Source organism: Dysgonomonas gadei ATCC BAA-286 (assembly GCF_000213555.1).
In the GTDB taxonomy this organism is placed as follows: Bacteria; Bacteroidota; Bacteroidia; order Bacteroidales; family Dysgonomonadaceae; genus Dysgonomonas; species Dysgonomonas gadei.
The window spans coordinates 13,604-36,275 of record NZ_GL891993.1 but is presented as its reverse complement, the minus strand read 5'-3'; the positions used below and the strand labels follow the sequence as shown (position 1 = coordinate 36,275).

Annotated in this window: 16 protein-coding genes, 1 tRNA gene and 1 riboswitch; of the genes, 4 read left to right on the top strand and 13 right to left on the bottom strand. The window is 39.9% G+C overall.

Going from position 1 to position 22,672, the window contains the following annotated elements:
* Nucleotides 1-155: 155 nt before the first annotated feature.
* The 4 genes from HMPREF9455_RS19445 to HMPREF9455_RS19430 form a co-directional block, all read right to left on the bottom strand.
* Complete coding sequence (locus HMPREF9455_RS19445; protein ID WP_006801467.1) at nucleotides 156-1,883, bottom strand: LIC_10190 family membrane protein; 1,728 nt, start codon at nucleotides 1,881-1,883, stop codon at nucleotides 156-158.
* A gap of 91 nt (nucleotides 1,884-1,974) precedes the next feature.
* Nucleotides 1,975-2,769, bottom strand: a complete 795-nt coding sequence (locus HMPREF9455_RS19440) for a thymidylate synthase (protein WP_006801466.1) — start codon at nucleotides 2,767-2,769, stop codon at nucleotides 1,975-1,977.
* A 127-nt stretch (nucleotides 2,770-2,896) separates the two neighbouring features.
* Complete coding sequence (locus tag HMPREF9455_RS19435) at nucleotides 2,897-4,738, bottom strand: gamma-glutamyl-gamma-aminobutyrate hydrolase family protein (RefSeq protein ID WP_044216846.1); 1,842 nt, start codon at nucleotides 4,736-4,738, stop codon at nucleotides 2,897-2,899.
* A 42-nt stretch (nucleotides 4,739-4,780) separates the two neighbouring features.
* Nucleotides 4,781-6,055, bottom strand: a complete 1,275-nt coding sequence (locus HMPREF9455_RS19430; RefSeq protein WP_006801464.1) for a dicarboxylate/amino acid:cation symporter — start codon at nucleotides 6,053-6,055, stop codon at nucleotides 4,781-4,783.
* Between the two features lie 231 nt (nucleotides 6,056-6,286).
* On the opposite strand from HMPREF9455_RS19430, the gene HMPREF9455_RS19425 reads away from it, so the two are divergent.
* A tRNA-His gene (locus HMPREF9455_RS19425) sits at nucleotides 6,287-6,362 on the top strand.
* A 60-nt stretch (nucleotides 6,363-6,422) separates the two neighbouring features.
* Here the strand turns inward: HMPREF9455_RS19425 and HMPREF9455_RS19420 are convergent.
* Nucleotides 6,423-7,115, bottom strand: coding sequence for a DUF554 domain-containing protein (locus tag HMPREF9455_RS19420; protein ID WP_006801463.1), 693 nt, complete (start codon nucleotides 7,113-7,115; stop codon nucleotides 6,423-6,425).
* 149 nt (nucleotides 7,116-7,264) lie between these two features.
* Complete coding sequence (locus tag HMPREF9455_RS19415) at nucleotides 7,265-8,089, bottom strand: hypothetical protein (RefSeq protein ID WP_006801462.1); 825 nt, start codon at nucleotides 8,087-8,089, stop codon at nucleotides 7,265-7,267.
* A 188-nt stretch (nucleotides 8,090-8,277) separates the two neighbouring features.
* On the opposite strand from HMPREF9455_RS19415, the gene prmA reads away from it, so the two are divergent.
* Nucleotides 8,278-9,120, top strand: a complete 843-nt coding sequence (gene prmA, locus HMPREF9455_RS19410; RefSeq protein ID WP_006801461.1) for a 50S ribosomal protein L11 methyltransferase — start codon at nucleotides 8,278-8,280, stop codon at nucleotides 9,118-9,120.
* 303 nt (nucleotides 9,121-9,423) lie between these two features.
* Here the strand turns inward: prmA and HMPREF9455_RS19405 are convergent, their stop codons facing one another.
* Complete coding sequence (locus tag HMPREF9455_RS19405) at nucleotides 9,424-10,803, bottom strand: C1 family peptidase (protein ID WP_006801460.1); 1,380 nt, start codon at nucleotides 10,801-10,803, stop codon at nucleotides 9,424-9,426.
* Nucleotides 10,804-11,538: 735 nt separating this feature from the next.
* Between HMPREF9455_RS19405 and HMPREF9455_RS19400 the strand changes: the two genes are divergently transcribed.
* Complete coding sequence (locus tag HMPREF9455_RS19400) at nucleotides 11,539-12,750, top strand: MFS transporter (protein ID WP_006801459.1); 1,212 nt, start codon at nucleotides 11,539-11,541, stop codon at nucleotides 12,748-12,750.
* A gap of 658 nt (nucleotides 12,751-13,408) precedes the next feature.
* On the opposite strand, the gene HMPREF9455_RS19390 is transcribed toward HMPREF9455_RS19400, so the two are convergent.
* Nucleotides 13,409-14,308 carry a PfkB family carbohydrate kinase gene (locus HMPREF9455_RS19390; protein WP_006801458.1) on the bottom strand — a complete coding sequence of 300 codons (900 nt, stop codon included), beginning with the start codon at nucleotides 14,306-14,308 and terminating at the stop codon, nucleotides 13,409-13,411.
* 102 nt (nucleotides 14,309-14,410) lie between these two features.
* On the opposite strand from HMPREF9455_RS19390, the gene era reads away from it, so the two are divergent.
* Complete coding sequence (gene era / locus HMPREF9455_RS19385; protein ID WP_006801457.1) at nucleotides 14,411-15,292, top strand: GTPase Era; 882 nt, start codon at nucleotides 14,411-14,413, stop codon at nucleotides 15,290-15,292.
* 8 nt (nucleotides 15,293-15,300) lie between these two features.
* On the opposite strand, the gene HMPREF9455_RS19380 is transcribed toward era, so the two are convergent.
* From HMPREF9455_RS19380 to HMPREF9455_RS19360, 5 genes are all read right to left on the bottom strand, one after another.
* On the bottom strand, nucleotides 15,301-16,521 hold the full coding sequence (locus tag HMPREF9455_RS19380) for a 3-phosphoshikimate 1-carboxyvinyltransferase (RefSeq protein ID WP_006801456.1): 1,221 nt from the start codon (nucleotides 16,519-16,521) through the stop codon (nucleotides 15,301-15,303).
* Between the two features lie 139 nt (nucleotides 16,522-16,660).
* Nucleotides 16,661-19,300, bottom strand: a complete 2,640-nt coding sequence (gene ppc, locus HMPREF9455_RS19375) for a phosphoenolpyruvate carboxylase (RefSeq protein ID WP_006801455.1) — start codon at nucleotides 19,298-19,300, stop codon at nucleotides 16,661-16,663.
* A 248-nt stretch (nucleotides 19,301-19,548) separates the two neighbouring features.
* Entirely contained in the window at nucleotides 19,549-21,279 is a 1,731-nt protein-coding gene (locus HMPREF9455_RS19370; RefSeq protein WP_006801454.1) for a phosphoenolpyruvate carboxykinase (ATP), read from the bottom strand.
* A 259-nt stretch (nucleotides 21,280-21,538) separates the two neighbouring features.
* On the bottom strand, nucleotides 21,539-21,760 hold the full coding sequence (locus tag HMPREF9455_RS19365) for a cysteine-rich CWC family protein (RefSeq protein ID WP_006801453.1): 222 nt from the start codon (nucleotides 21,758-21,760) through the stop codon (nucleotides 21,539-21,541).
* 183 nt (nucleotides 21,761-21,943) lie between these two features.
* Nucleotides 21,944-22,144, bottom strand: a riboswitch (cobalamin riboswitch).
* Nucleotides 22,145-22,246: 102 nt separating this feature from the next.
* A complete protein-coding gene (locus tag HMPREF9455_RS19360) occupies nucleotides 22,247-22,672 on the bottom strand; it encodes an RNA-binding S4 domain-containing protein (protein ID WP_006801452.1) in 426 nt (141 codons plus the stop codon).

The window sequence follows — 22,672 nt, the reverse complement described above, 5'->3', positions numbered from 1 at the left end:
TTTGTTAATCAATTTTTTACGTTTTATTTCGTAATAATCGGCTCGCAAAATTACAAATTATCAGTGAATTAACAAAAATAAACGGGGAATTTTTTGATACGTAAATGAGTTAATATGCAGATATACCAATAAATGAGAAGATTGGGATAAAATCATCATCGGCATTCCTCTTTCACCCTGTACCCATCCTGTATCTTATACCCTCTGGCCTCAATGCATTGCAGAGGTATAAATTTAGCATAGTGGCTCGCAATACTGGCGGGAAGTATCATATCATGAGGCAGGCCTTCACTTACCCATATGGTTTGTTCATTATTAATGGCATATGGCGAAAATTCGTCTGTAATATCTACACCTCGCGCTTTTTGCTGGTCGGTGATGGAATAAGGTTTGAACATTGCATGCGAAAACGGATGAATATCATATTCTTTGATTTGCGGATAAAAGCTGTAATAACAATTGGTTGTCCATAAAGCAATACTGAGAATAAAAGCGCAAAGCAGCACTTTGCTTATTCGTGGTAAATATAATTTGCCATCTCTAAATAAAAGTATTCCCCCCGTAAACATTACGGCACACAATATCCCAGGTACAAATCGTATATCAGGCCCGCCAAAAACCCAGACCGCAACAGAGGCAAAGAAAACAATATACAGTAAATATATCTGTTTTTTTATTTCTTTTCCCTTTTTTAGCATCAGATGAGATGCGAATATAAAAGAACAAAGGGTGAGCAAATATATTATATCGGTAAGTATATTGACAAATAACGGATCCCGGGTACTCTCCCCCGGATAACGCAGTGCAATCCTGAAAAAATAATAACCTATATCGAATATATAATCCTTTTCTCTTATAGCCACTTCGCGTGGAACTTTCCAGTCGAAAGAGAATAAATCGATCTGATAGAACGGATAGATAAGATAACCGGAGATCACAACATTCCTTATCAGCCACGGAATCAATATGAAAAGCCCGGCAACAACAACAACAAATGAAATAACCTTATATTTTTTCTCTCTGAAAAGATTATACAGCAAATAAATACTTACGAGTCCGAGAGGGAAAAACGATAATTTACATGTGAACAAAAAGACAGGAAGCACAATACCGATCAGGCAATTCGTTTTCAGCAGCTTAGGGTATAATACAATCCGGGCAATGATATAAAACACGATGAAATTAGGTAATATATCCGTAGAAGTATTCCCCAGAAAGTAAATAGAAACCCAAAAGAGCAGAATATATGAAAGCAAGATAATTACACGCTTTACCTCATACTTAGAAATAAACAGTTCGTATAAAACCCAGCAGCCGACGACTGTTACCACTAGCGGTTGCAACGGATAGATAGCCTCACCCAATAAAAAACGAAACGAAAAAATAGCACTTAGCAGGAAGTAATTTGAGTTGAAGCCAAACCTGTCGTCCAAATTTGCGACTCCGGGCACAACTGCATATTCTTCATTCCACCTGATATTTTGAAAATGGTAAAATGCTGAATCATACACATCCTGTTGCCACGTAAAGAAATAGAGAGAGAACAGTAGGAATAGGATTATAAGTACCGATTGAAAAGGCGAAAAAACTCCTTTCGTTGACTTTACAATATAATCATAGGTATAAAACAACCTTCTGGGGCAGATAGCCCAATAGTTTAGCGAAACCAGAAAGACAATAAATAAAAATACCTGATTGGATGGTAGCCACAACGACCACACCGACAAGGGCATAATAAGAAAACACAACCCAAGCAGCAGTTTATCTACAGGGTTGTACTCTTCATCACGTTTGCAAATCCTATTATATAACGCGAGCAGCATATCCCCAAAACTAAAGAGGATAAAGAATATGATTGTCCATGTTATAAAGTTTGCAAGCATTATTTTTCAATTAGCTGATTAGCAAATTAGCAAATTAGCAAATTAATAGAAAATCATTTTCAAATTTGCTAATTCCCGAATTTGCTAATTATTATATTGCCACTTCCCCTTTTATATGCGGATGCGGATCATAGCCTTCCAAGCTGAAATCCTCGAATTTAAAATCGAAAATACTTTTTACTTCAGGGTTTATTATCATACGTGGCAACGGACGGAAATCGCGTGTCAACTGCAAGTTCACCTGCTCCAGATGATTTGTATATATGTGCGCATCCCCTAATGTATGTACAAAATCGCCGGCTTCGAGACCTGTTACCTGCGCCATCATCTGCAACAAAAGAGCATATGACGCTATATTGAAAGGTACACCGAGAAATATGTCGGCACTACGCTGATACAGTTGCAGACTCAACTTCCCGTCAGCCACATAGAACTGGAAGAAAGCATGGCACGGAGGAAGATTCATATTCGGCAGGTCGGCCACATTCCATGCACTGACAATAATACGGCGCGAATCCGGATTGTTTTTGATTGTATCCACCACATTGGAAATCTGATCTATAAAACCTCCGTTATAATCGGGCCAGGAACGCCACTGATAACCGTAAATATGCCCCAGATCGCCATTTTCATCAGCCCATTCGTTCCATATACGTACTCCGTGATCCTGCAGATATTTCGCGTTGGTATCCCCTGCCAGAAACCAGAGTAGTTCGTATATGATAGATTTGAGATGTAATTTTTTGGTAGTGAGTACGGGGAAACCGTCTGCCAGATTGTAACGGCTCTGATGTCCGAATACACTGATCGTACCTGTACCGGTGCGGTCACTTTTATGTGTACCCTCTGCCAGAACACGTTTTAGTAAATCGTGATATTGTTTCATATTGGGATATTTTGTTTTGCTTTGAAAATTATACAAAAGTAAGATATATTTCGCTCAAAAAAAACAATGGCTCGTGTTATGCTTTTGTAATATTTCTAAATCCAGGACTCAATCCTGTTTGTATCGCTTATATCTTCGCGCCCTTTTGCACCTCCGACATTACCCGAAGGAAATTACCGCCCCATATCTTTTCTATATCTTTATCCGAATAACCCCTCTCCAATAATTTCACCGTGATATTTATCATGTCATTATTACCCTGACATCCTATCAGCCCTCCGCCACCATCAAAATCGGACGCAATACCCACATGGTCGATGCCCGCTACTTTCACCGCATAATCAATATGGTCTATAGCATCTGTCAGGCTGGCTTTGCTTTTATCTTTATTGATAAACAGGTCTACGAGACATATCTGTACTACCCCCCCGTTTTTTGCAATTGCCTGCATCTGCTTGTCGGTCAGGTTGCGGTCGTGATAACACAGCGCCTGCACAGACGAATGCGATGCAATGACAGGTTTGGTAGATAGCTCTATTACATCCCAGAATGTTTTTTCTCCCACGTGCGAAACATCCACCATAACCCCCAGCCGGTTCATTTCCTTAACTACCTCTTTCCCATAAGGACTAAGGCCGTTCCATTCATGTTTTGTATCACTCGACGTATCGCATATATCATTGTCTTTGGTATGGCAAAGGGTTATATAATTCACTCCCATTTTTTGGAAACGGGCAATATTGGAGATATCCTTGCCTATGCCATATCCGTTTTCGATACCGATGAATACAGCCTTTTTACCTTCATTTTTAAGACGTATAAGATCGTCGGCTGTATAGGCTATGCCGCAGATATCCTTGTTTCTTTCTACCTGTTGATGCGTTTCTTTTATATAGTTTTCTATCTTATCCACTGCTTTCTGTGTCGACTCTTTATCACGAGACCCTTGTGCTATATATGCAGCGAAGAAAATAGCATCCAGCATCCCCTCTTCCATTTTAGGGATATTCACCTGATTTTGTTCCCTTTTTCCTATATCAAATCCTGCTTTTTTGAATTCGGTTGGGGTATCGCAATGCGTATCAACCGACAAAATATGCTTATGCAGTTCTTTTGCCTTACGGAAAGTATTGGCTTCGTTCACAATAAGCCTGAATATTTTAAGCATTGTCGTATCCCCGCCATAAACATGTCCTTCGGGATGCCATTGTACCCCTATAACTGAACGGTTGGGATATGCTTCTATAGCTTCTACAACGCCGTCCTGCGCAGTTGCTACGGCACGGAAATTCGGAGCAAGGTCTTTTACTGCCTGATGATGAAAAGTATTTACCAGGAACTCATCAACACCCAATACTTGTGCTAGTTTAGAATCTTTTTCTATAGCTATCGTATGCGTCCCCTGTTCTCTCGGCTCTGTTTGCTTATGATTGATACTCTTGTCTTTTAACTGCGTAGGAATATCCTGATAGAGTGTTCCTCCGAAAGCTACATTTATCAGTTGCATTCCCCGGCAAATTCCAAGTATAGGAACATTCCGGTCGGTAGCCAGTTTCAGTAATACCAAATCGTAGATATCACGGAGGGAATCTATATCGTTCATATCCGGGATTGCTGTTTCCTTGTAATATGGGGGATTAATATCTTCTCCTCCGGTCATCACCAGCCCATCGAGGTCTTTTACGATATCCCTCAAAATTATGCCATCTGTTATTACAGGAATAATTACAGGCTTACCTCCCGCCTTTAGTATGGCGTTGATATATGTCGCTTGCACTACGGAGCTGCCTTTATCTGTCCGGCCTGCTGACAAACCTATTAACGGTGCCGGCCCGGAGCGTAAATCAACAAATTCCGAATCTATGGTTTTATATAATTCCGGCAGGCTCAGAGCAACTGTTTTCTGGCTGTATATACTTCCGCTTACCGATAAGCAGATAGAAAATATGATAGATACTATTTTTTTCATCTCTTTATTATTAAAAGCATTAACCGTTTCCATTACTTATTATCATCTTTTTATTCCCTCCCTTTCGGGGAGGTCAGGAGGCGCTACCAATTGTTTCTTTACCCAGTCTTTACCATCTGTCAGCCGGGTAACCAATACCGCACATACTACATTTCCCGTAGAATTGAGCAGTGTAGCCGGAATATCCACAATTGTACTTATTATCATCAGCGTTCCCGCAAGCTGAGGGGAGAATCCAAAAACTGAACAGATAAGCAACTCTCCCGTCATACCTCCGCTCGGTATCGCTCCCATTACCGCTCCCACCAGCAATGCCACTCCGATAATCATAAACATGTTGGAGGAGGATGTAAGTTCCTGCCCGAATATAGTGAACAGGAATATAACTTTAAGAACCCCAGCCATTACCGAACCATCCTTATGTATATTTGTACCCAAAGGAATAACTGTTTCTGCAATATTCTCCGGAACTCCCATTCTTTTCGATGCCTCGATATTGACGGGGATACAAGCCGCACTCGAAGAAGTGGCGATCGCCATCAGAGACGGTGTCGGCATATTGCGCCAGAAAGCTATAAAGCCCTTTTTCCCTCCGGCTATGAAAACATAAACCGAATTCAGCACAAAAAAAGAGATGGCGGTAAGTATCAGATAAAGCAGGAATACATGTAAATATCCATTCAGTATCTGTCCTCCCAGCTTCCCTACTGTATCCGCGAAATAACAGCCAAGGCCTAAAGGCGCGGCCATCATGATAATACTCATCATTTTCAATATTATACTATTGGCGGCATTAAGCAGCTCTGCGACGACCTTCCCCTTACTCTTCGAAAGAGCAGTAGCAAGCCCAAAGAATGCGGAAAATATGATAAGGGGCAGTAAATTTGATTTGGTAAACAGTTGCTGAAAATCGGAGACCGTAAACGTATTTACAAATATTTCAGCAGATGTCAGTTGCCTGATTGTTTGTTCGGGAAGCCCTGTCAACACATCCGACTGGTTAATACCACCCAGCGGGTTGTAGAACAAAGTAAACACATATGCCACTATCGCCGCTACAACAGACGTCAGCAGGAATACGAGGGCAATATTACCGACAACCTTCCCTACCATATTCGATTGCTTCATATTGCAGATAGACGACGATACACTGAAAAACACCAATGGTACTATCAGCACAAACATCAGGTTAAGAAAAATATCCCCTACCGGCTTAACGACAGATGCACCTTCCCCAAAGATGATACCACATATCCCTCCTATCAATATTCCACAAAGGAGAAGAATAGTATATACATAATTTCTTAAAACATTCATCGAAACAAACAAATTGTATAAGTCTGCAAAATTACACTTTCAATCGGAGAAACTACATTTGTTATCTATAAATATTTGCTGTTTTGAAAAAAATGATATTCTACAGGAAACAACTATCCTGTTGATAGTCTTAATTTTCGCTGTATATCTACAAAAAGCTTTATATTTTTTCTCCCGTAAGCCTTGTTATTATAATAAAAATACATATATTTGCACCGCGAACGCAAAAATGGTGATTGTAGCTCAGTTGGTTAGAGCGTCGGATTGTGGTTCCGAAGGTCGCGGGTTCGAGACCCGTCTTTCACCCTAAGAAGAAAAGAAACTGTTTATCAAGCAGTTTCTTTTTATTTTTATAGCCATGCTATAATCAAAAGAAGTATGATAATATCACCACAAGGACCAAGGCCGGAAGCATATTCGTCACATTGATATCTTTTATTTTAAGGATACTGATTCCCAGTCCTATCAACAGGATTCCTCCTACCCCGGTCATATTCGCCGTCATATCATCACTCATATAGCGCATGATAAAAGCTGCGAACAGAGTCAATCCTCCCTGATAAATTAAGACGGGAACGGATGAAAACAAAATGCAGATACCAAATGTGGAAGCCAAAGCTATGGACGAAATTCCATCCATAACAGACTTGGTCAACAACAAATCCGGGGACTTTCCCATACCATCTTCAATTGCTCCCAATATGGCCATAGAACCGACACAAAACAACATAGAGGCTATAATAAATCCCTCTGTAAATTGATTTGTTGCCACATTGCCTTTTTTCGTTCCCGAACTTTTGGATTCCAGATAATTGGAAAGGCGCCGCAAATGTTTATCGATATCGATACCCTGTCCGGTTATGGAACCCAGTACAATACTCACCACTACGATAATCACGCTTTCTATACGCAACGACATGGATATGCCGATTGCAAGAGTAACCAGCCCGATACCCTGAAATACAATACCTGTCATTTTGGGAGATAGTCTGGAATGAACTATCAAGCCAATAAGACTTCCTCCTATAATCGCCCCAGCATTGACGAGTGTTCCTACCATAGATATAGTAATTATGCTTAAATAGATTTGATTTTCTACAAAAATAGAAAATATATCGACATTTTATTCTCCATAAGTCCAATTCGTTTACAGAAATCAAAAAGAGCTACTCAATATGAATAGCTCTTTTCGAATCATGTTATCTCAAATCAGAATATTTTGTATGACAACTGAAAATTGAGCATAGGCCACCATTTCAGCCATTTAGTATAGTCATCTATATCTTCAAAACTTTCAGATGCATTATTCACCACATCTAATTTCTTCCCATTTTGCTTAAGGCTGTAATCCCCCTGATAAATCATACCCAGTTCAAATTTGAAAGCGACACGCTTGTTCGCTATAGCACGGCCAACCCCCAGTCCGAAATAAGGTTTGATTGTTTTTCCCAGTTGAAGAGTTGCATCCAGATTTGCATCGTCCAGAGTTAACCTGTGGCCGTCGAAGTCAAGATAAGGCCATTCTGTTACCCCCTCTTTTAGTTGAGCCGGATTTCCATTATTATCAGCCAGGAAACCGCTTGCTTTAAGCTTATTTGCTCCTATAAAAACACCTGCTGTAAGATGAAATATCCCTTTTGTAGGATGAAAATCCACTAATACATTTCCATTGGTAAAGTTCAATTCTCCTTTCATTTTATAATCCGGAGTATAGCCAAAAGCCTCATCAAAAACACCGTCCGGGTCATCTAAACTAATATCAAATGTACTTGTCTTAAATCCGATAAAATCAATTCCTGCACGTAATTTGAAATAATCGTTTATTGGTGTTGCCGCCTGCAAACCGACCCCCATGGTTGAAGCTCTTAAGCCGACACTAAGGTGGGAGAGAAATGTATTCTCAGACTTTTTCTCTGGTACTTGAATCGTTACCGGAACTACTGCGATAGAATCGGCAAGTGATGTCGTTGTAGTCTCTTGAGCGTGCAAAGGTAATACGCATAATGCGATGATAGTCAATAATAGTAGTCTCATGTTCTTTTTAAATTGTTAGGTTTAGTTAATAAAGTGTTAGGCTATCTACTCTTCAAGCCCCAAAGGTATAAAAAAAGTTAAGCAGCATACATAGTAGAATGTTAAATTATTTATGACACAGATATAGCATATCTTAAAAACGGGAAGTAAGAATAAAAATGTACTTTTGCACAAAACTAATTATTATTATGAATTATATTGAAGTAAAATTTATATGTACACCCAATGATGAGATCGTCAATAGTGTACTGTCAGCTACAATCGCAGAAATAGGATTTGAAAGCTTCGTTGAAGACGAACTCGGCACAACAGCATACATCCAGAGCAGCCTGTTCAATATCGAGGAGCTTGATAAGTCTCTAAACTCACTCCCTGTAGAAGCCGAAATTCTCTATACATACAAAAGTATAGAAGACCAAAACTGGAACGAAGAATGGGAGAAGAATTATTTCCAGCCACTGATTATCGACGACAAATGTATTATCCAAAGCACATTCCACAATGTTCCTGCAATATACGACTACAATATATACATCGATCCTAAAATGGCCTTCGGAACGGGACACCACCAAACCACCGAACTGATGATACGCGAAATACTGAAAGACGATTTCAACGGTAAATCGGTTCTCGATATGGGCACGGGTACTGCTATCCTTGCTATCCTTGCCTCCATGCGTGGAGCGAATCCAATAACCGCAATAGATATAGATCAATGGGCGTATGATAACGCTATTGAGAATCTCAACTTGAATAATGTTAACAATGTGGATGTAAAGATAGGCGGAGCCGAACTATTAGGTAGTGAGAAATTCGATATCATCCTGGCCAATATCAACCGAAATATCTTACTGAATGATATCCATTCTTATGCTTCAGTCTTAAATAATGGTGGAACACTATACATGAGTGGTTTTTATGTAGAAGATATTCCGGCCATAAAAGAAGAGAGTAGTAAAAATGAGTTAATATTTGAATACAATACCGAAAAAGACAACTGGGTGGCAGTAAAGTTTACTAAATTGTCTTAATAAAAGACATAAGAGGAGGCTTCTGATTCGAAACCTCCTCTTATGTGTGAGTTAAATTAGGTATTAGGCTTTAAGGTAAATAAAGATTGTTTGGTTATCGATACAAAGGAACGACATAAATTAAACCGTACCAAATAAAAAAACATATTATAAAACATATTTTTTATAAATAATGCTAACATATCGAAGCCGAAAACCAATCTTTTTTAAACCCTTTTAACACCTACCTAATTTTAGTTAATTTTATTTATCAACACATAATTCGCCCCGTATACTCTACATAATAACAAAATACGTGCCAGCTTAATTCATATAATCCCACATTGGCAATTGCACAGGCTTCTGTTTAAGACAATCGACCGCTTTAGCATCCAGATATTTCTTATGTACGACCAGACGGAACATATATTCACTAAACCATTTATCTGTAAAAGTCAGATAACCTTTATTGCCCGAAGCTGCTCCCCAGCTATTTTCGAATTCCCATTTTACAGGTGTATCACTCACATCTGTGTCGCAACCGATTAATGTCATGGCATGACTCGATCCGCTCTGCCGTGTCAAGATACGCGCTTTCTTATCCATCGACAAATTTACACCCAATAAAGACTGATAATCATACATATTCGGATCCAGTATCCCCGATTCCCGATTAATCTGCTTACCTACATCACAAGAAGCATACATGGCCTCGTTATTCTTTATGGAAGCCAGAGCAGCTTTCTTTATATCTTCATTCGGCAGGTTCAGATATATCCAGTTGATACCTTCTATCGTATTCTTGTAATTCTGGATTTCATATAGTTGGTAATACTCACGCGTAGGATCGTTCATCACCATTATATAGTTGTCAGGTGAATAATCTTCCGGCGTGATAGCTTCATAAAACTGTTTCGGGGTATAATTACGCAATTCCTTTATAATACCGTTTTTATCCTTATATCTCCATGTAAATTCTGTGGGCGGTTCACCAAGACATAAAGCAAGAACGCGGTACACATCTTTTAGTATAACTGTTTTCTCCGACCTTAGATCTTGTATTTTTTTACCTGAAGCCGCCTGTTCCCTCAGATTATATCCGCCGGAGCGTAGTCTCTCATTCAGCAAACCAAGCATCTGCCTTGTATTGTTCGAATGTGCAGTTTCCGGCATTACATCCTGAGGCACAACTCCATATTTCTTACCGGCATTATAATACAGATTCCAAACACCACCGTCACCAACAGGAGATTTGAACAGATATTCCACTGCCCTGTCTCCAAACGGGTCTTTACTCGTACCTATAATATTTTCGAGAAACAGGTTGGCCTTCTCAAAAATATCCCAGAAGTACAGATAATTGTGAGAGAAATCAAATTCGCTGATATTGTATTTCTCCATAATAGACGGACGCAGTACATTCATCGATGTAAACATCCAGCAGCGTCCCGAACTTTTTTGATCCGTAATGCCTTTTACATTCACTCTGTACCGGAAGTAGTGATCGATTTTCCCTTGCAAGCTGTGATTCAGGACATTTGCCGTGATATTGGCATTTGTTGTCAGAATGTTCTGAATCGCTTTTGTTGGAGCATCTTGTTTAAAGCTCGATTGTATTTCCTGCAGTTCTTTTTCTGTAATGCTTTGCGCTGACAGAATTATCGAAGAACATAACAAGGCTCCTGTTAACAGAATCTTTTTCATATATGAATAGTTTTATTAAATCATTGCACCGAAACCCACATATTAAGTCATAAGGATGTACTTCCTCTGCTAAGATATAGCGGTTTTCAAGGTAAGACAGATCAATTAATAGTTTTTATTATACAAAAATAAGAAATACGGCGGGATAACAGTCTTACAATGTTACATAAATCGAAAAGGTGACACTTTTCTCCCTCTTTTTCAATTATGAATTAACCACATATCACGTAAACCCCTTATCACTTTAACCTATATTTACATTATACTGTTAAAAAGTAACAGAAGTAACACTATTTACAGTAAACAGTTAGCAGTTAACAGAAATGCAGGTCTTTCAACTTAGTCCTTATCACTTATTACTTGTTAAAAGGTAACAAAGGTTACACTTATATCAGTTAACAGTCATCAGTCAACAACTTATATCTTGTCTACTCGTATCTCATATAACTTTCAACTTATTACTCAATACTTACTACTTATTAAAAGGTAACAAAGGTTACACTTATTCCACTATTTTCTATCTATTACCTTTTCCCCTCTCTGTAAGTCCCCCTTGGGGGATTCAGGGGACCTATCAATATTTCAAAGAGCTATCATCTATATATACATAGATAAACCCAAATACAAATTATACCTCAAACTTCCTGTATATGCATAAATAATTGCCTTACATATGAAGATTCTTCTCTAAAGAATTTATCTTTGCATCGTTTTAATCAAAAAATCATCAGGAAAATGACTGAAATACAGCCGGCCTCTCACTCCAAACAAAGAATACGTTATGCCGTAATGGCTCTTTTTATAGCTCAGGGATTATGCTTTGCCAGTTGGGCAAGCCGCTTACCGGACATTAAGAAAGATTTCAGTGTAGAAAGTTATCTGCACTATGGGTTGCTAATGTTCCTCATTCCGATAGGTAAATTCGTAGCTATACCATTGGTCGGATTCTTCTTGCCTCGCATCGGCAGTAAGAAAACCGTCCTGATAAGCATTACAGGCTTTACACTCTCTCTGTTTTTAGTTAGCTTAATGCCTAATATTACCGGATTGGGAATAACCATGTTCCTATTTGGTATTTTTTGGAATATGACCGACATATCACTCAATACACAGGCCATTGAAGTAGAGCGAATCTACGGAAAACCAATCATTGCCACATTTCACGCAAGCTGGAGTCTGGCCGCATGTATCGGCGCATTGATAGGTTATGGTATGATTAACCTGAAAATAGGGACTTTCGTCCATTTTGCGATAATTACAGTAGCCGCGCTTATCGCTATACTTATCAATTATAAATACCTGCAGGAAGCATCACCAATAGCTGCACAGGCAGAAAAGAAACCGGAACCGCAGATCAAACCGAAAGGCTTCCGTATGCCTGAAACATTGCTTATACAATTAGGTCTGGTGTGGTTGCTTGCTCTCATCGTAGAAAATACGATGTTCGAATGGAGCGATGTGTATTTCCAATCGGTTATAAAAGCACCTGAATCTCTACAGGTAGGTTTCCTTGTATTTATGATTATGATGTTTTCGGGACGTATGCTTACTAATTTTGCATACCGTATCTGGCAAAAGAAAACAGTGCTACAGATTGCCGGAGCGCTTATACTGATAGGCTTCGTTACGTCTTCCCTGTTTATTCATACTGCCGATACTCTTATTATAAAAGTTATAATCAATTCGATCGGCTTTATGCTTATCGGACTGGGAATATCCTGCGTAGTACCTACCTTATACAGTATTGTCGGGGATAAGGCTAAGACTCCGGTTGGAACAGCCCTTACCATTATGTCGAGTATCAGCTTTGTAGGGCCGTTGGTTGCCCCGCTATTAGTAGGTGCCATATCCGACAGTCATGGGATGGAGTGGGCTTATCTTGCCGTAGGGTTATTAGGCGGATGTATTGTTGTTATTGCAGCATTGAGCAAAACGTTGAGGAAATAAGTTGTGAGTTAAGCGAATCAGTGGTTGATTTTTAACGTTCAATTGTTTTCTGCTACGCACAATCAGAGATTGCTTGTGTTCCTTTTGGCCAAAGCCCCAAAAGGAACCAAAAATGCTTTGACGCCCGCTTTAAAGGCCGACCCATAACGGACTCAAAGGCTAAACGAAAAAACTCGCTCTGAATAGACCATAATACGAATCGGTCGATAAGCTCAAACACGTTTCCGTTTTTTAGCCTTTTTCGCCCTATGGGTACCCCATCCATAAAGCAAATGGCGTCGGCTGACGCATGACAAGGCTGATGCATATTTGCTTTAAGGGCTTTGCCCTCACTATGGCGTCCGCCCCTGCGCATTAGTGACGCAGGCAGGCACCCAATCCATTGCAGGCGGCGTAGAATCAAACGGGGCGATACCCCGCTGATAATTCAGCTAAAGATGATTCCGTATTATTTTGCTCCACCGAAGCTGCGGTGTTGGGTCGCCGAGGAACGAAGCGCTAGCCTTTTGGTTCGTTTTGGGCAATGCCAAAATGAACATTCTGGCGGAACGAAGTGTAGCAGAAAACAATTGAACGTTAAAAATCAATCACCGATTCATATCAATTAATAAATTATGAATGAATCCGAATTAAACGATTTATAACTTATAAATCATAATTAAACAACAGGAATTATCTGCTCTGCTGTCCTTATCCTATTTTCCACATCTTCTTTCGTACCGTTAAACGGACCTGAGTTCTCTATTTTGATAGTCGCCATTGCAGCGGCAAATTTTCCTGCTTCTTCAATACTTGCGCCTTTGGCCCGCTTATACAGATAACCTGTAACATAAGTATCGCCACAACCTGTTGCGTCAACTACTTCTGCCGGTTTATAAGCAGGTATCTTATAGAATTCCTTTCCGTCATATATTACGGAACCTAAGCTGCCGAGAGTAACCAGCACTTCCTTTACTCCCCAGTCGTATAATTGCTGTGATGCTTGCTTTATGTCCTTCATCCCTGTGAGAACTTCCATCTCCAGATCATTCACTTTTAGTATATGGACATATTTCAGTGTTTCCAGCTTATCCTTCCAGTCTATCGGATATACATTCTGCTCCCTTACCTCGCGCAAATACCCTTGTGAATCGACTGCTATAAGCCCTTTTCGGGAAAGGTACTCGACCAGTTCGAGCGAAAAATCATCTGCGAGCAATGCACCTAATAAGAATATTTTGGCATCTAAATTTTCAAAACCGTCTACAGAAAAAGGGTCAGCCTTTGCCAAAACCCGCTGCGTGCGGTTATTCTGATTTTCTTCGTATATATTCTCAAAATATACGGAATGTTGGCTCGGGATAACGTGTACATCTACATTTTTGGATCGCAGATCATCTACGACACTCATTTCAGACTCGGCCAGAGATGTAACCAATGAATAGTCTATATCATCGAAATGACGGATGGCATGAGAAAAATAGAAAGCTGTGCCTCCGGGCATATGTACTGTTTTTTTAGGTGTCACCACTTTATCCAAAGTGATGTGCCCGACACAGCAAAGATCATGTTTATGCATTATTCTGTTTATTTGAAATGCAAAAGTAGTAAAATTGTTACGAATTCGGTATTATAAATCTTTATTTACTACTTTTGTGCTCAAATAAATGAATAGTATCAGATGCATAAATCCGGATTTGTAAATATAGTAGGCAACCCAAATGTAGGAAAATCGACATTGATGAACCTGCTTGTGGGAGAAAAAGTTTCCATCATCACCTCGAAAGCGCAAACTACGCGCCATCGTATATTAGGTATCGTAAATACAGACGACTATCAGATTGTATATTCAGATACTCCCGGGGTGCTACGTCCTAACTATAAATTACAGGAGTCGATGCTTAACTTCTCCGTATCGGCGCTGAGTGATGCCGATGTACTGCTCTATATGACGGATGTTATAGAAAAAACAGATAAGAACGAAGAATTTCTGCAAAAAGTACAAAACGTAGATGCACCCGTTCTGCTGTTGATCAATAAAATAGACCAGACCAATCAGCAAGAATTGGAAAAACTGGTGGCTCAATGGAAAGAGCTGTTGCCAAAAGCTGAAATATATCCGATATCTGCCCTGAATAAATTCAATGTAGATACTGTAAAAAAAAGGATATTGGATTTAATCCCCGAATCTCCTCCTTACTTCGAAAAAGATGCGCTGACCGACCGCCCTGCCCGCTTCTTTGTAACGGAGATCATCCGTGAAAAAATCCTCCTTTATTATCAGAAGGAAGTCCCTTATGCAGTGGAAGTCATCGTTGAGGAATTTAAAGACGAAAAAGAAATTATCAACATAAGGGCTTTGATAATTGCCGAACGTGACACTCAGAAAGGTATTATCATAGGCCATAAGGGTGCAGCGCTGAAGAAAGTGGCCACAATGGCCCGCAAAGACATGGAGCGCTTCTTCAATAAAAAGATATTCCTTGAAATATACGTCAAGGTAGAAAAAGATTGGCGAAGCAGGGATAACCTACTCCGCCAATACGGATATCGTCTGGATTGATTTTATTCTTACTCTTCAATTGAAAACCCTACCGACTTGAGGTCGTCCCAAAAGCGCGGATAAGACTTTGTCACCACTTTAGGGTGCGCAACATTGATATGATCCAGTTTTATGGCTGCCGGAGCAAAGGCCATCGCCATACGGTGGTCTTCATAAGTTTTTATTACCGGATCAGCCTCCGGTTCACACCTTTCACCGTTCCATTCCAGGATACTATCATCGCTATCGTATAACAGGTAACCTAGTTTCTTCATTTCATTCTTCAAAGCCTCTATCCGGTCGGTCTCCTTTATCTTGAGCGTCTGCAAGCCTGTGAACATAAATGGAATACCCATCATACAGCATGTAACGGCAAAAGTCTGAGCCAGATCCGGCTCATTCACAAAATTATGGAACATCTTTTTCGTCACCTTGCCGGTCTTGGTCAGTATCACACCATCTTTGGTATATTCGGTTGCTACACCCAGATCAAGAAACAACTCGGCAACTTTAGAGTCTCCTTGCATACTGTTTTTAAACAGACCCTTCAACTCTATACGGGCATCATCGACAAGAGCAGCTATTTCGTACCAATACGAAGCTGCAGACCAGTCCGATTCTACAGTATAGTGTGTTGCCCGATATTCTTCTGGATATATCTTGATTGTACGGCCGTCCCAATGGGTCTTCACCCCGAACTGGGCCATCATACCTAATGTCAGCTTAATATATGGTACAGATATAATATTCCCTTCCAGATGTATTATCAACCCCTTACTCATCGAAGGTGCTATCATCAGCAAAGCCGATATAAATTGGGAGCTAACATCCCCTGATAAGTAGATTTCACCACCATCCAGTGCTGTACCCTTAATCTTCAGCGGCGGATACCCCACATTCCCTATATATTGGATGCGGGCACCTAAAGAAACTAAGGCGTCTACCAAAAGATGGATCGGGCGTTCCTTCATGCGTTCTGTTCCCGTTATAATCCATTCACCGGGAGTAATAGCAAGGAAGGCTGTCAGAAAGCGCATGGAGGTTCCGGCCGCTTTCACGTCTATCAGGTTACTACCTGAGGTGAAGGCCTCGACCATCACATTGGTATCATCACAATCAGAAAGATTAGCTATTTCTGAGGCGCTAAGGCTCAACGCATTTAATATAAGAGCCCTGTTACTGATGCTTTTTGAAGCAGGAAGTGGTATTATCGAATTTAAGGCATTTGGTGCCGTGATTTTATATTGCATATCGTGATTTAATCTTCATACGAATTTAAACAAAAACTCATAAAAATCAAAGTCTTAAACATAGATTAAGAATTTACTACGAATAACAACATTTTTGACTTTTATGAGTATTCAGATTATTTATTATCACTGGTTATTATCATCCTGTATTACGCATACCGGCAGCAATACCCGAGATTGTAATCATCAGAGCCAATTCCAGTTCCGACGAATGCTCCTCGTCTTTTCTCGTCCGGTGCAACAATTCCACCTGAAGAAGATTCAGCGGATTTGTATAAATATTACGCATTGCGATATTCTCTGCAACATCGGGCAGGCTTTCCATCAGATGGTCATCCTGCGATATCCTCAATATTGTATTCATATCGCTTTCGAGCTGGCTCCTCAGTTTTTTCCCCAGTATCTGCAACTTATCTTCCACAAGCCTTTCATCATAATACTGCGACATACGCAGGTCGGCTTTGGCAAATACCATTTCGAGCATACTGATACGGGTTCCGAAGAACGGCCAGTCTTTATACATAGCTTTCAGCGTATCCATTTTACCATTGTCTATCACCTGCTGTAAGGCTTCCCCTGCACCCAGCCACGCCGGAAGCATCAGGCGGTTTTGAGTCCAACCGAATATCCATGGTATTGCACGAAGGCTTTCCACACCTCCATTCGGACGGCGCTTTGCCGGGCGTGAACCCAATGGTAAGCGAGCCAGTTCCGCCTCAGGTGTAGCCTGATAGAAATACGGGATAAAATCAGGCTCTCTGCGAACCAGCCCCTGATAACTATTGCATGAAATATCGGAAAGTTCATCCATCAGGTCCCTCCACTCCTGTTTAGGGGCGGGAGGTGGAAGAAGGTTAGCCTCCAGTATAGCATCGGTATATAACGATAGTGTCTTGATAGCCAAATCAGGTAAACCTAGCTTAAATCTGATCATTTCGCCTTGTTCCGTTACACGGAGTCCGTCTTTCAACGAGCCGGGAGGCTGTGAGAAAAGAGCAACCTTAGCAGGGCCTCCGCCACGGCCGACCGTACCGCCACGACCATGAAATAATGTAAGAGCTATTCCAGCATCCTGACAGGTTTTGATCAAAGCTTCCTGCGCACTGTATTGTGCCCATCCGGCAGCAAGTGAACCTGCATCTTTAGCTGAGTCGGAATAACCGATCATGATCATTTGTTTATTCTTGATAATACCTTTATACCAATTGATAGCAAACAATTGTTGCATAATTCCATTGGCATTATTCAAGTCATTCAGGGTTTCAAACAATGGAGTTACAGGTAAAGTAAACGGACAATCCGCTTCTTTGAGCAACAAATACACAGCCAGAATATCTGATGGTGTTCTTGTCATTGAGATGACATAGGTAGGGATAGACCCAACCGGGCTTTCCGCTATCACCCTACAGGTTTCAAGAACTTCTTTAGTTTGAGGACTAGGCTCCCAGTTACGAGGGATGAGCGGACGTTTCGAATTAAGTTCTTTTATAAGGAATGCCTGTTTGTCTTCCTCCGACCAAGTCTCGTAGTCTCCCAATCCAAGGTAGCGTGTTATTTCAGACAAGGCTTCTGTATGTATTGTACTCTCCTGACGAATATCCAGTTGGGTCAATGTTAAGCCGAAACAACGTACACGCCGCATAGTATCGAGCAGTTTATCGTCGGCTATTATTTCCATTTTACAGGCTACGAGTGATTTATAGCACTCATAAAGCGGTTCCCATAATTGTTCGTTATGAATAAGTATATCCTCTGTGCGTTCGGGATTTTTACCTTCGATACGGGCATCCAGATAAGCAACAGTATTTTTTAGTCTGGTACGCAACCGTTTCATTAATTCACGGTATGGCTCCTGAATTTCATAATCTTTGATATAATCTCTGAATTCAGTAGTGCATGTAGCCATTGAAAGTTCTTTTACCAGAACTTCAACATCTTCAAGAAACAGTTTTGCGGCTCTTTTACGGCTGTCCAACAATACTTCGTGAGTTATTTTTGCCGTTACATTCGGATTACCATCGCGGTCGCCTCCCATCCACGATGAGAAGTGTATCGGACGGGCATCAACCGGTAGCCGATACGGTATCGTATTCCTTATCTGTTCGTCGAGTTCACGGATATATGCAGGAACAGCTTTCCACAGGCTGTTTTCCACTACTTCATATCCCCATTTGGCCTCTTCGTTGGGAGTCGGACGTTTTTGACGAATTTCGTCTGTATACCAATATTGGGCGATAAGTTGCTTCAGCCTTCGCAAAATCTGTACCTTTTGGTAATTAGCCAAATCATCGTGGTCCAGCAATGCAAGACAATGATCTACCTGATTCAGGTTATTGATAAGCGAACGCCTGTTTATCTCTGTCGGATGCGCAGTCAATACCAGATCAATGGAGATATTCTCTATTGCTTTTATTATCACTTCATCACTAAGATTGGCATCTTTCAGTTTTTTATATATATCTGGAAAATTAACCGGATTTTCGGCTCCCTGAGCATGAGGCGATACACTATTATACTGCTCAGCTGTATTCGTTAAATTCAGGAACTGATTAAACGAACGTGCTACGGGAAGAAACTCTTCATCTTTCAGATTCTGGAGTGTCTTCACCAGCGATTTATGTGCTTCAATATCTCCTGAATGCGAGGCTTTAGATAGTCTGCGAACTGTTTCTATCAGATCTACCATATCCTTTCCCTTAGCTTCGCCGATTGTCTTACCCAGCATATCACCAAGCAGTTTGATATTGTTATGCATCAAAGATTGCTGCAAATTACTCATAGTCTACTATTTATTATTTAAATGAAGTATTTAATGTTCTGGATTAAAGATATAACAATGATTCGTTGCCATATACTTAAAACAGTAAGTAAAAAGGTCTGCGACCTTTAGTATCCATTTAGTGTTTATCTATAAACATCAGAATATCTCTAATGTTTTACATACAGTCTAATTTTTGGGCGAAATGTAGTATTAAAGAATATTAAAGATATCCCCTTCCCTCTTGAAGGGAAAGGGATAAGAATATCTTATTCATTAATCAGTGTGAACAATTCCTCTGCAGCTTCACGAGGTCCGTCTTTACTATGACCTTCTATGGCTAGTGAAGTATAAATCTCTCCTATCTTAACTCCGTTTTTATCCATATCGGTAAAGTACTCTTTGATTAGTTTACCGGCAAGTTTCTGCTCCTGAACAGGTCCGAATGGATTGGCAAAATAAGATGTCACCAAACCTTTTTCGGTTGTAGTACCTTTTGCTTTACGGGCTCCGGCTTCGAATACTTTGATCGCTTCATCCAGGTCGGTAAAGAATTGAATCTTCGTATCCGACTCTGTGTAATTATTCGCATAAAGGAAATAATCTACTTTATATCCTTTCATAATAACATCGTATGTGGCTGCCGGTATAGTGATTCGGGCGTTAACCTTATCAGGATTGGTATAAATTCCTCTTTCCAATTGCTCAAAAGCGTACATAGGATCGAGGTCATCGATACGGACAAATGCCCCGATCTCTGTCCCATAACCTTTTATAGTGCCGTCTGCTTCTTTTTTCAAATATCCCATATCATCGAATATGATACGCATATGACGGATATATTTCTCGTTCAGTGTACGGAAGGCCTCGAGGCTTTCTGATTTTCCGGCACCGCTATCTCCCATGATAATGATATTCGACTCTTTTCCGTTTTTCAGTGCGATATTTACCATCGCACCATGTATCGGCAAACGATTCTTTTCCATTTGCTTCACATTGTGAAGTGTAAGTAACATCTTCTTCATGTATCCGAAGTAGTCTATATCGTCACAATGGTTCGCATAACCGATAAGGATATCGTTCTTTTTATCTTTGTAGTAGAATGTACGTTTTTCTTCATGTCCGTCAGGGTAACCGAAAACATAGATAATATCCGGTTTTTTACCGATATATTCGCTCTCTTTTGCCAGTTCGAAGAGGTTTGCCAGCGCAAATCCATGAACCATGAAATCTTTATGGAAATAGACAAATGTGAGCATATTCCCAACTTTGGCAGGGAACAGGAACCAGTCGTCTTCGTTAAGAACTATATTCTCAATCGGGTTTATGTTATGTTCATGGAAAATACCGTCACGTGTATTTCTCTTTGTGTATGAAATAAATGGAGGATTGAACATCACTGCCGTAATGAACGGTATAGGAGCCAATCCATTGTATTCCACCGGGCAGTTCCAGTTGATATCGCTCAGTGTAAGGGCTGCATTCGCACCTGCTGTCAGCTGACGGTATACACGATATTGATAACCGATCACCGTTTCTTCGATACGACGGTATATAGAGAGAATAAGCTCATTGAATAATTCATTTGCCTGCATAAAGCGAACACTCTGCAAACCGCTTCCGATAGAGCTGTTATGAACAATAGTATAACGCTCTAATCTGCGCCAAAAACTATAAAGTAATTCTATCAGTTCAATAAACAAGTCTTTATCATTGAAGAAGATAGCATATTTTCCATGCACATTCTGCACTTCATCAGTATTGCATACTGTAAGCAATTTAAATGCCTCTATCAGCGTTTTTTCAAACTCCTCATCAGTTTTAAATTCTTTGATATAGTATTCGTAAATAATAACTTCTTCTTTCTTCAATTTCTGAATAAAGACTTCTATAACTCTATGGAATCCATAACTGTTAAGTATTTTCTGTCGCGTGTCGCAAAATTTCAGAGTGAAGTTGAGTATTGCTTTACCTTCGCCTAGAGTGAATTCTTGTAGCATGTCTGATATTGTTTATTATTTATAATTTTTGATTATCCGCACAATTTTCAGTTTATAATCTTCTGTTACATGACTAAAGCGAACAGAAGATCACAAACTGATTACTCCAACCTGAACATAATCAGGTTTGAGATGCTTTCTAGCTTCAAATTTAAGGAAACTTACCTATACAATTAAACGAATTAATGACTAAATTTATAATAAATTGTAAAATTAAAACAAGTTTTTGCTATTTTACTGTAATATAGTTCTTTATAAATCATTCATTTTTGTTCTTAGTCAAAAATTTAGGATTTACATCGAATGCATAGAAGGAACTGTTGGTTTCTTGTAAACATTTAGGACACAAGCAGTCGCGGTAATTATCTTTTATATAATCACGGACTCCTATAACAAGACTTACTTTACGGCAACTACATAGCTCTATCCTGTCCTCCCTGCAACTAAATGATGCCGAGCACCTTTTACATATCTTTTTCATTGTTTTTGTTTTTAAAATTTGTAATATAATGATAACCAGAGCAGAAAGTGCCTGCAATATAAACTTATGTCACCACACAGATAGAATGGACATAAGATTGATATTAAACACAATCATTTCTTGAAATACAAATACTTAAATAGTGAGATAAATCTCTTGTTTTCCTATCTTTTTCCGCGAAAGATGAAAATATATGCTTTGGCAGGTCTTCTGACTTACTCCCGTTTATACGACCTTCCCGTTTTTCACAACAGTGGCTTGAGGATTTGTATAAACGCTTACATGAGTTTACAGCAGCGCGACTGTTCAGGATTTACACCTGATTCCCTTTTCATTACTATCCGGCAAATGCGGACTTGTAACACCAATACAAAAACAAAGATATAGAATAAAATAGAATTGCAATGTGTTTTGAAAGAAAGTTATCAAAAAAAACACGTTATCGTATTCATGACAACATGTTTCCATATATTCAATTAGTGATCTCTATTCTTCTTCCAGATCCCAATCATCGAAGAAAGAATAATCGTCTGTAAACTGCTCCAACTCGCGGCGATCTTTTTTTGTAGGACGCCCCGTTCCACGGGCTCGATCTACAAATCCGGTCATCTTGGACATCTCCAAAATTTCAAGTTGTGAAGGATGAGTTACATCACGCATAAATTCAGGCACGAGCTTTGCACCCATCCTGTTTTCAGAAAGAGCCAATACTTCGAATGAATATGTCACAGGCGGACGACGAACCTCTATTACATCTCCGGCCTTTATCATCCGCGATGGCTTTACAGTTACGCCTTTGATCGTTATACGCCCTTTTTTGCAGGCCTCTATGGCAATAGAGCGCGTTTTGAACAGACGCACAGCCCAGAGCCATTTATCGATTCGCACTTCGTTCTTTACTTCTTTAGCCAT

Coding starts and splice junctions, on each gene's coding strand:
- HMPREF9455_RS19445 (WP_006801467.1), bottom strand. CDS start 1,883: ATGCTTGCAAACTTTATAACATGGACAATCATATTCTTTATCCTCTTT.
- HMPREF9455_RS19440 (WP_006801466.1), bottom strand. CDS start 2,769: ATGAAACAATATCACGATTTACTAAAACGTGTTCTGGCAGAGGGTACA.
- HMPREF9455_RS19435 (WP_044216846.1), bottom strand. CDS start 4,738: ATGAAAAAAATAGTATCTATCATATTTTCTATCTGCTTATCGGTAAGC.
- HMPREF9455_RS19430 (WP_006801464.1), bottom strand. CDS start 6,055: ATGAATGTTTTAAGAAATTATGTATATACTATTCTTCTCCTTTGTGGA.
- HMPREF9455_RS19420 (WP_006801463.1), bottom strand. CDS start 7,115: ATGGTAGGAACACTCGTCAATGCTGGGGCGATTATAGGAGGAAGTCTT.
- HMPREF9455_RS19415 (WP_006801462.1), bottom strand. CDS start 8,089: ATGAGACTACTATTATTGACTATCATCGCATTATGCGTATTACCTTTG.
- prmA (WP_006801461.1), top strand. CDS start 8,278: ATGAATTATATTGAAGTAAAATTTATATGTACACCCAATGATGAGATC.
- HMPREF9455_RS19405 (WP_006801460.1), bottom strand. CDS start 10,803: ATGAAAAAGATTCTGTTAACAGGAGCCTTGTTATGTTCTTCGATAATT.
- HMPREF9455_RS19400 (WP_006801459.1), top strand. CDS start 11,539: ATGACTGAAATACAGCCGGCCTCTCACTCCAAACAAAGAATACGTTAT.
- HMPREF9455_RS19390 (WP_006801458.1), bottom strand. CDS start 14,308: ATGCATAAACATGATCTTTGCTGTGTCGGGCACATCACTTTGGATAAA.
- era (WP_006801457.1), top strand. CDS start 14,411: ATGCATAAATCCGGATTTGTAAATATAGTAGGCAACCCAAATGTAGGA.
- HMPREF9455_RS19380 (WP_006801456.1), bottom strand. CDS start 16,521: ATGCAATATAAAATCACGGCACCAAATGCCTTAAATTCGATAATACCA.
- ppc (WP_006801455.1), bottom strand. CDS start 19,300: ATGAGTAATTTGCAGCAATCTTTGATGCATAACAATATCAAACTGCTT.
- HMPREF9455_RS19370 (WP_006801454.1), bottom strand. CDS start 21,279: ATGCTACAAGAATTCACTCTAGGCGAAGGTAAAGCAATACTCAACTTC.
- HMPREF9455_RS19365 (WP_006801453.1), bottom strand. CDS start 21,760: ATGAAAAAGATATGTAAAAGGTGCTCGGCATCATTTAGTTGCAGGGAG.
- HMPREF9455_RS19360 (WP_006801452.1), bottom strand. CDS start 22,672: ATGGCTAAAGAAGTAAAGAACGAAGTGCGAATCGATAAATGGCTCTGG.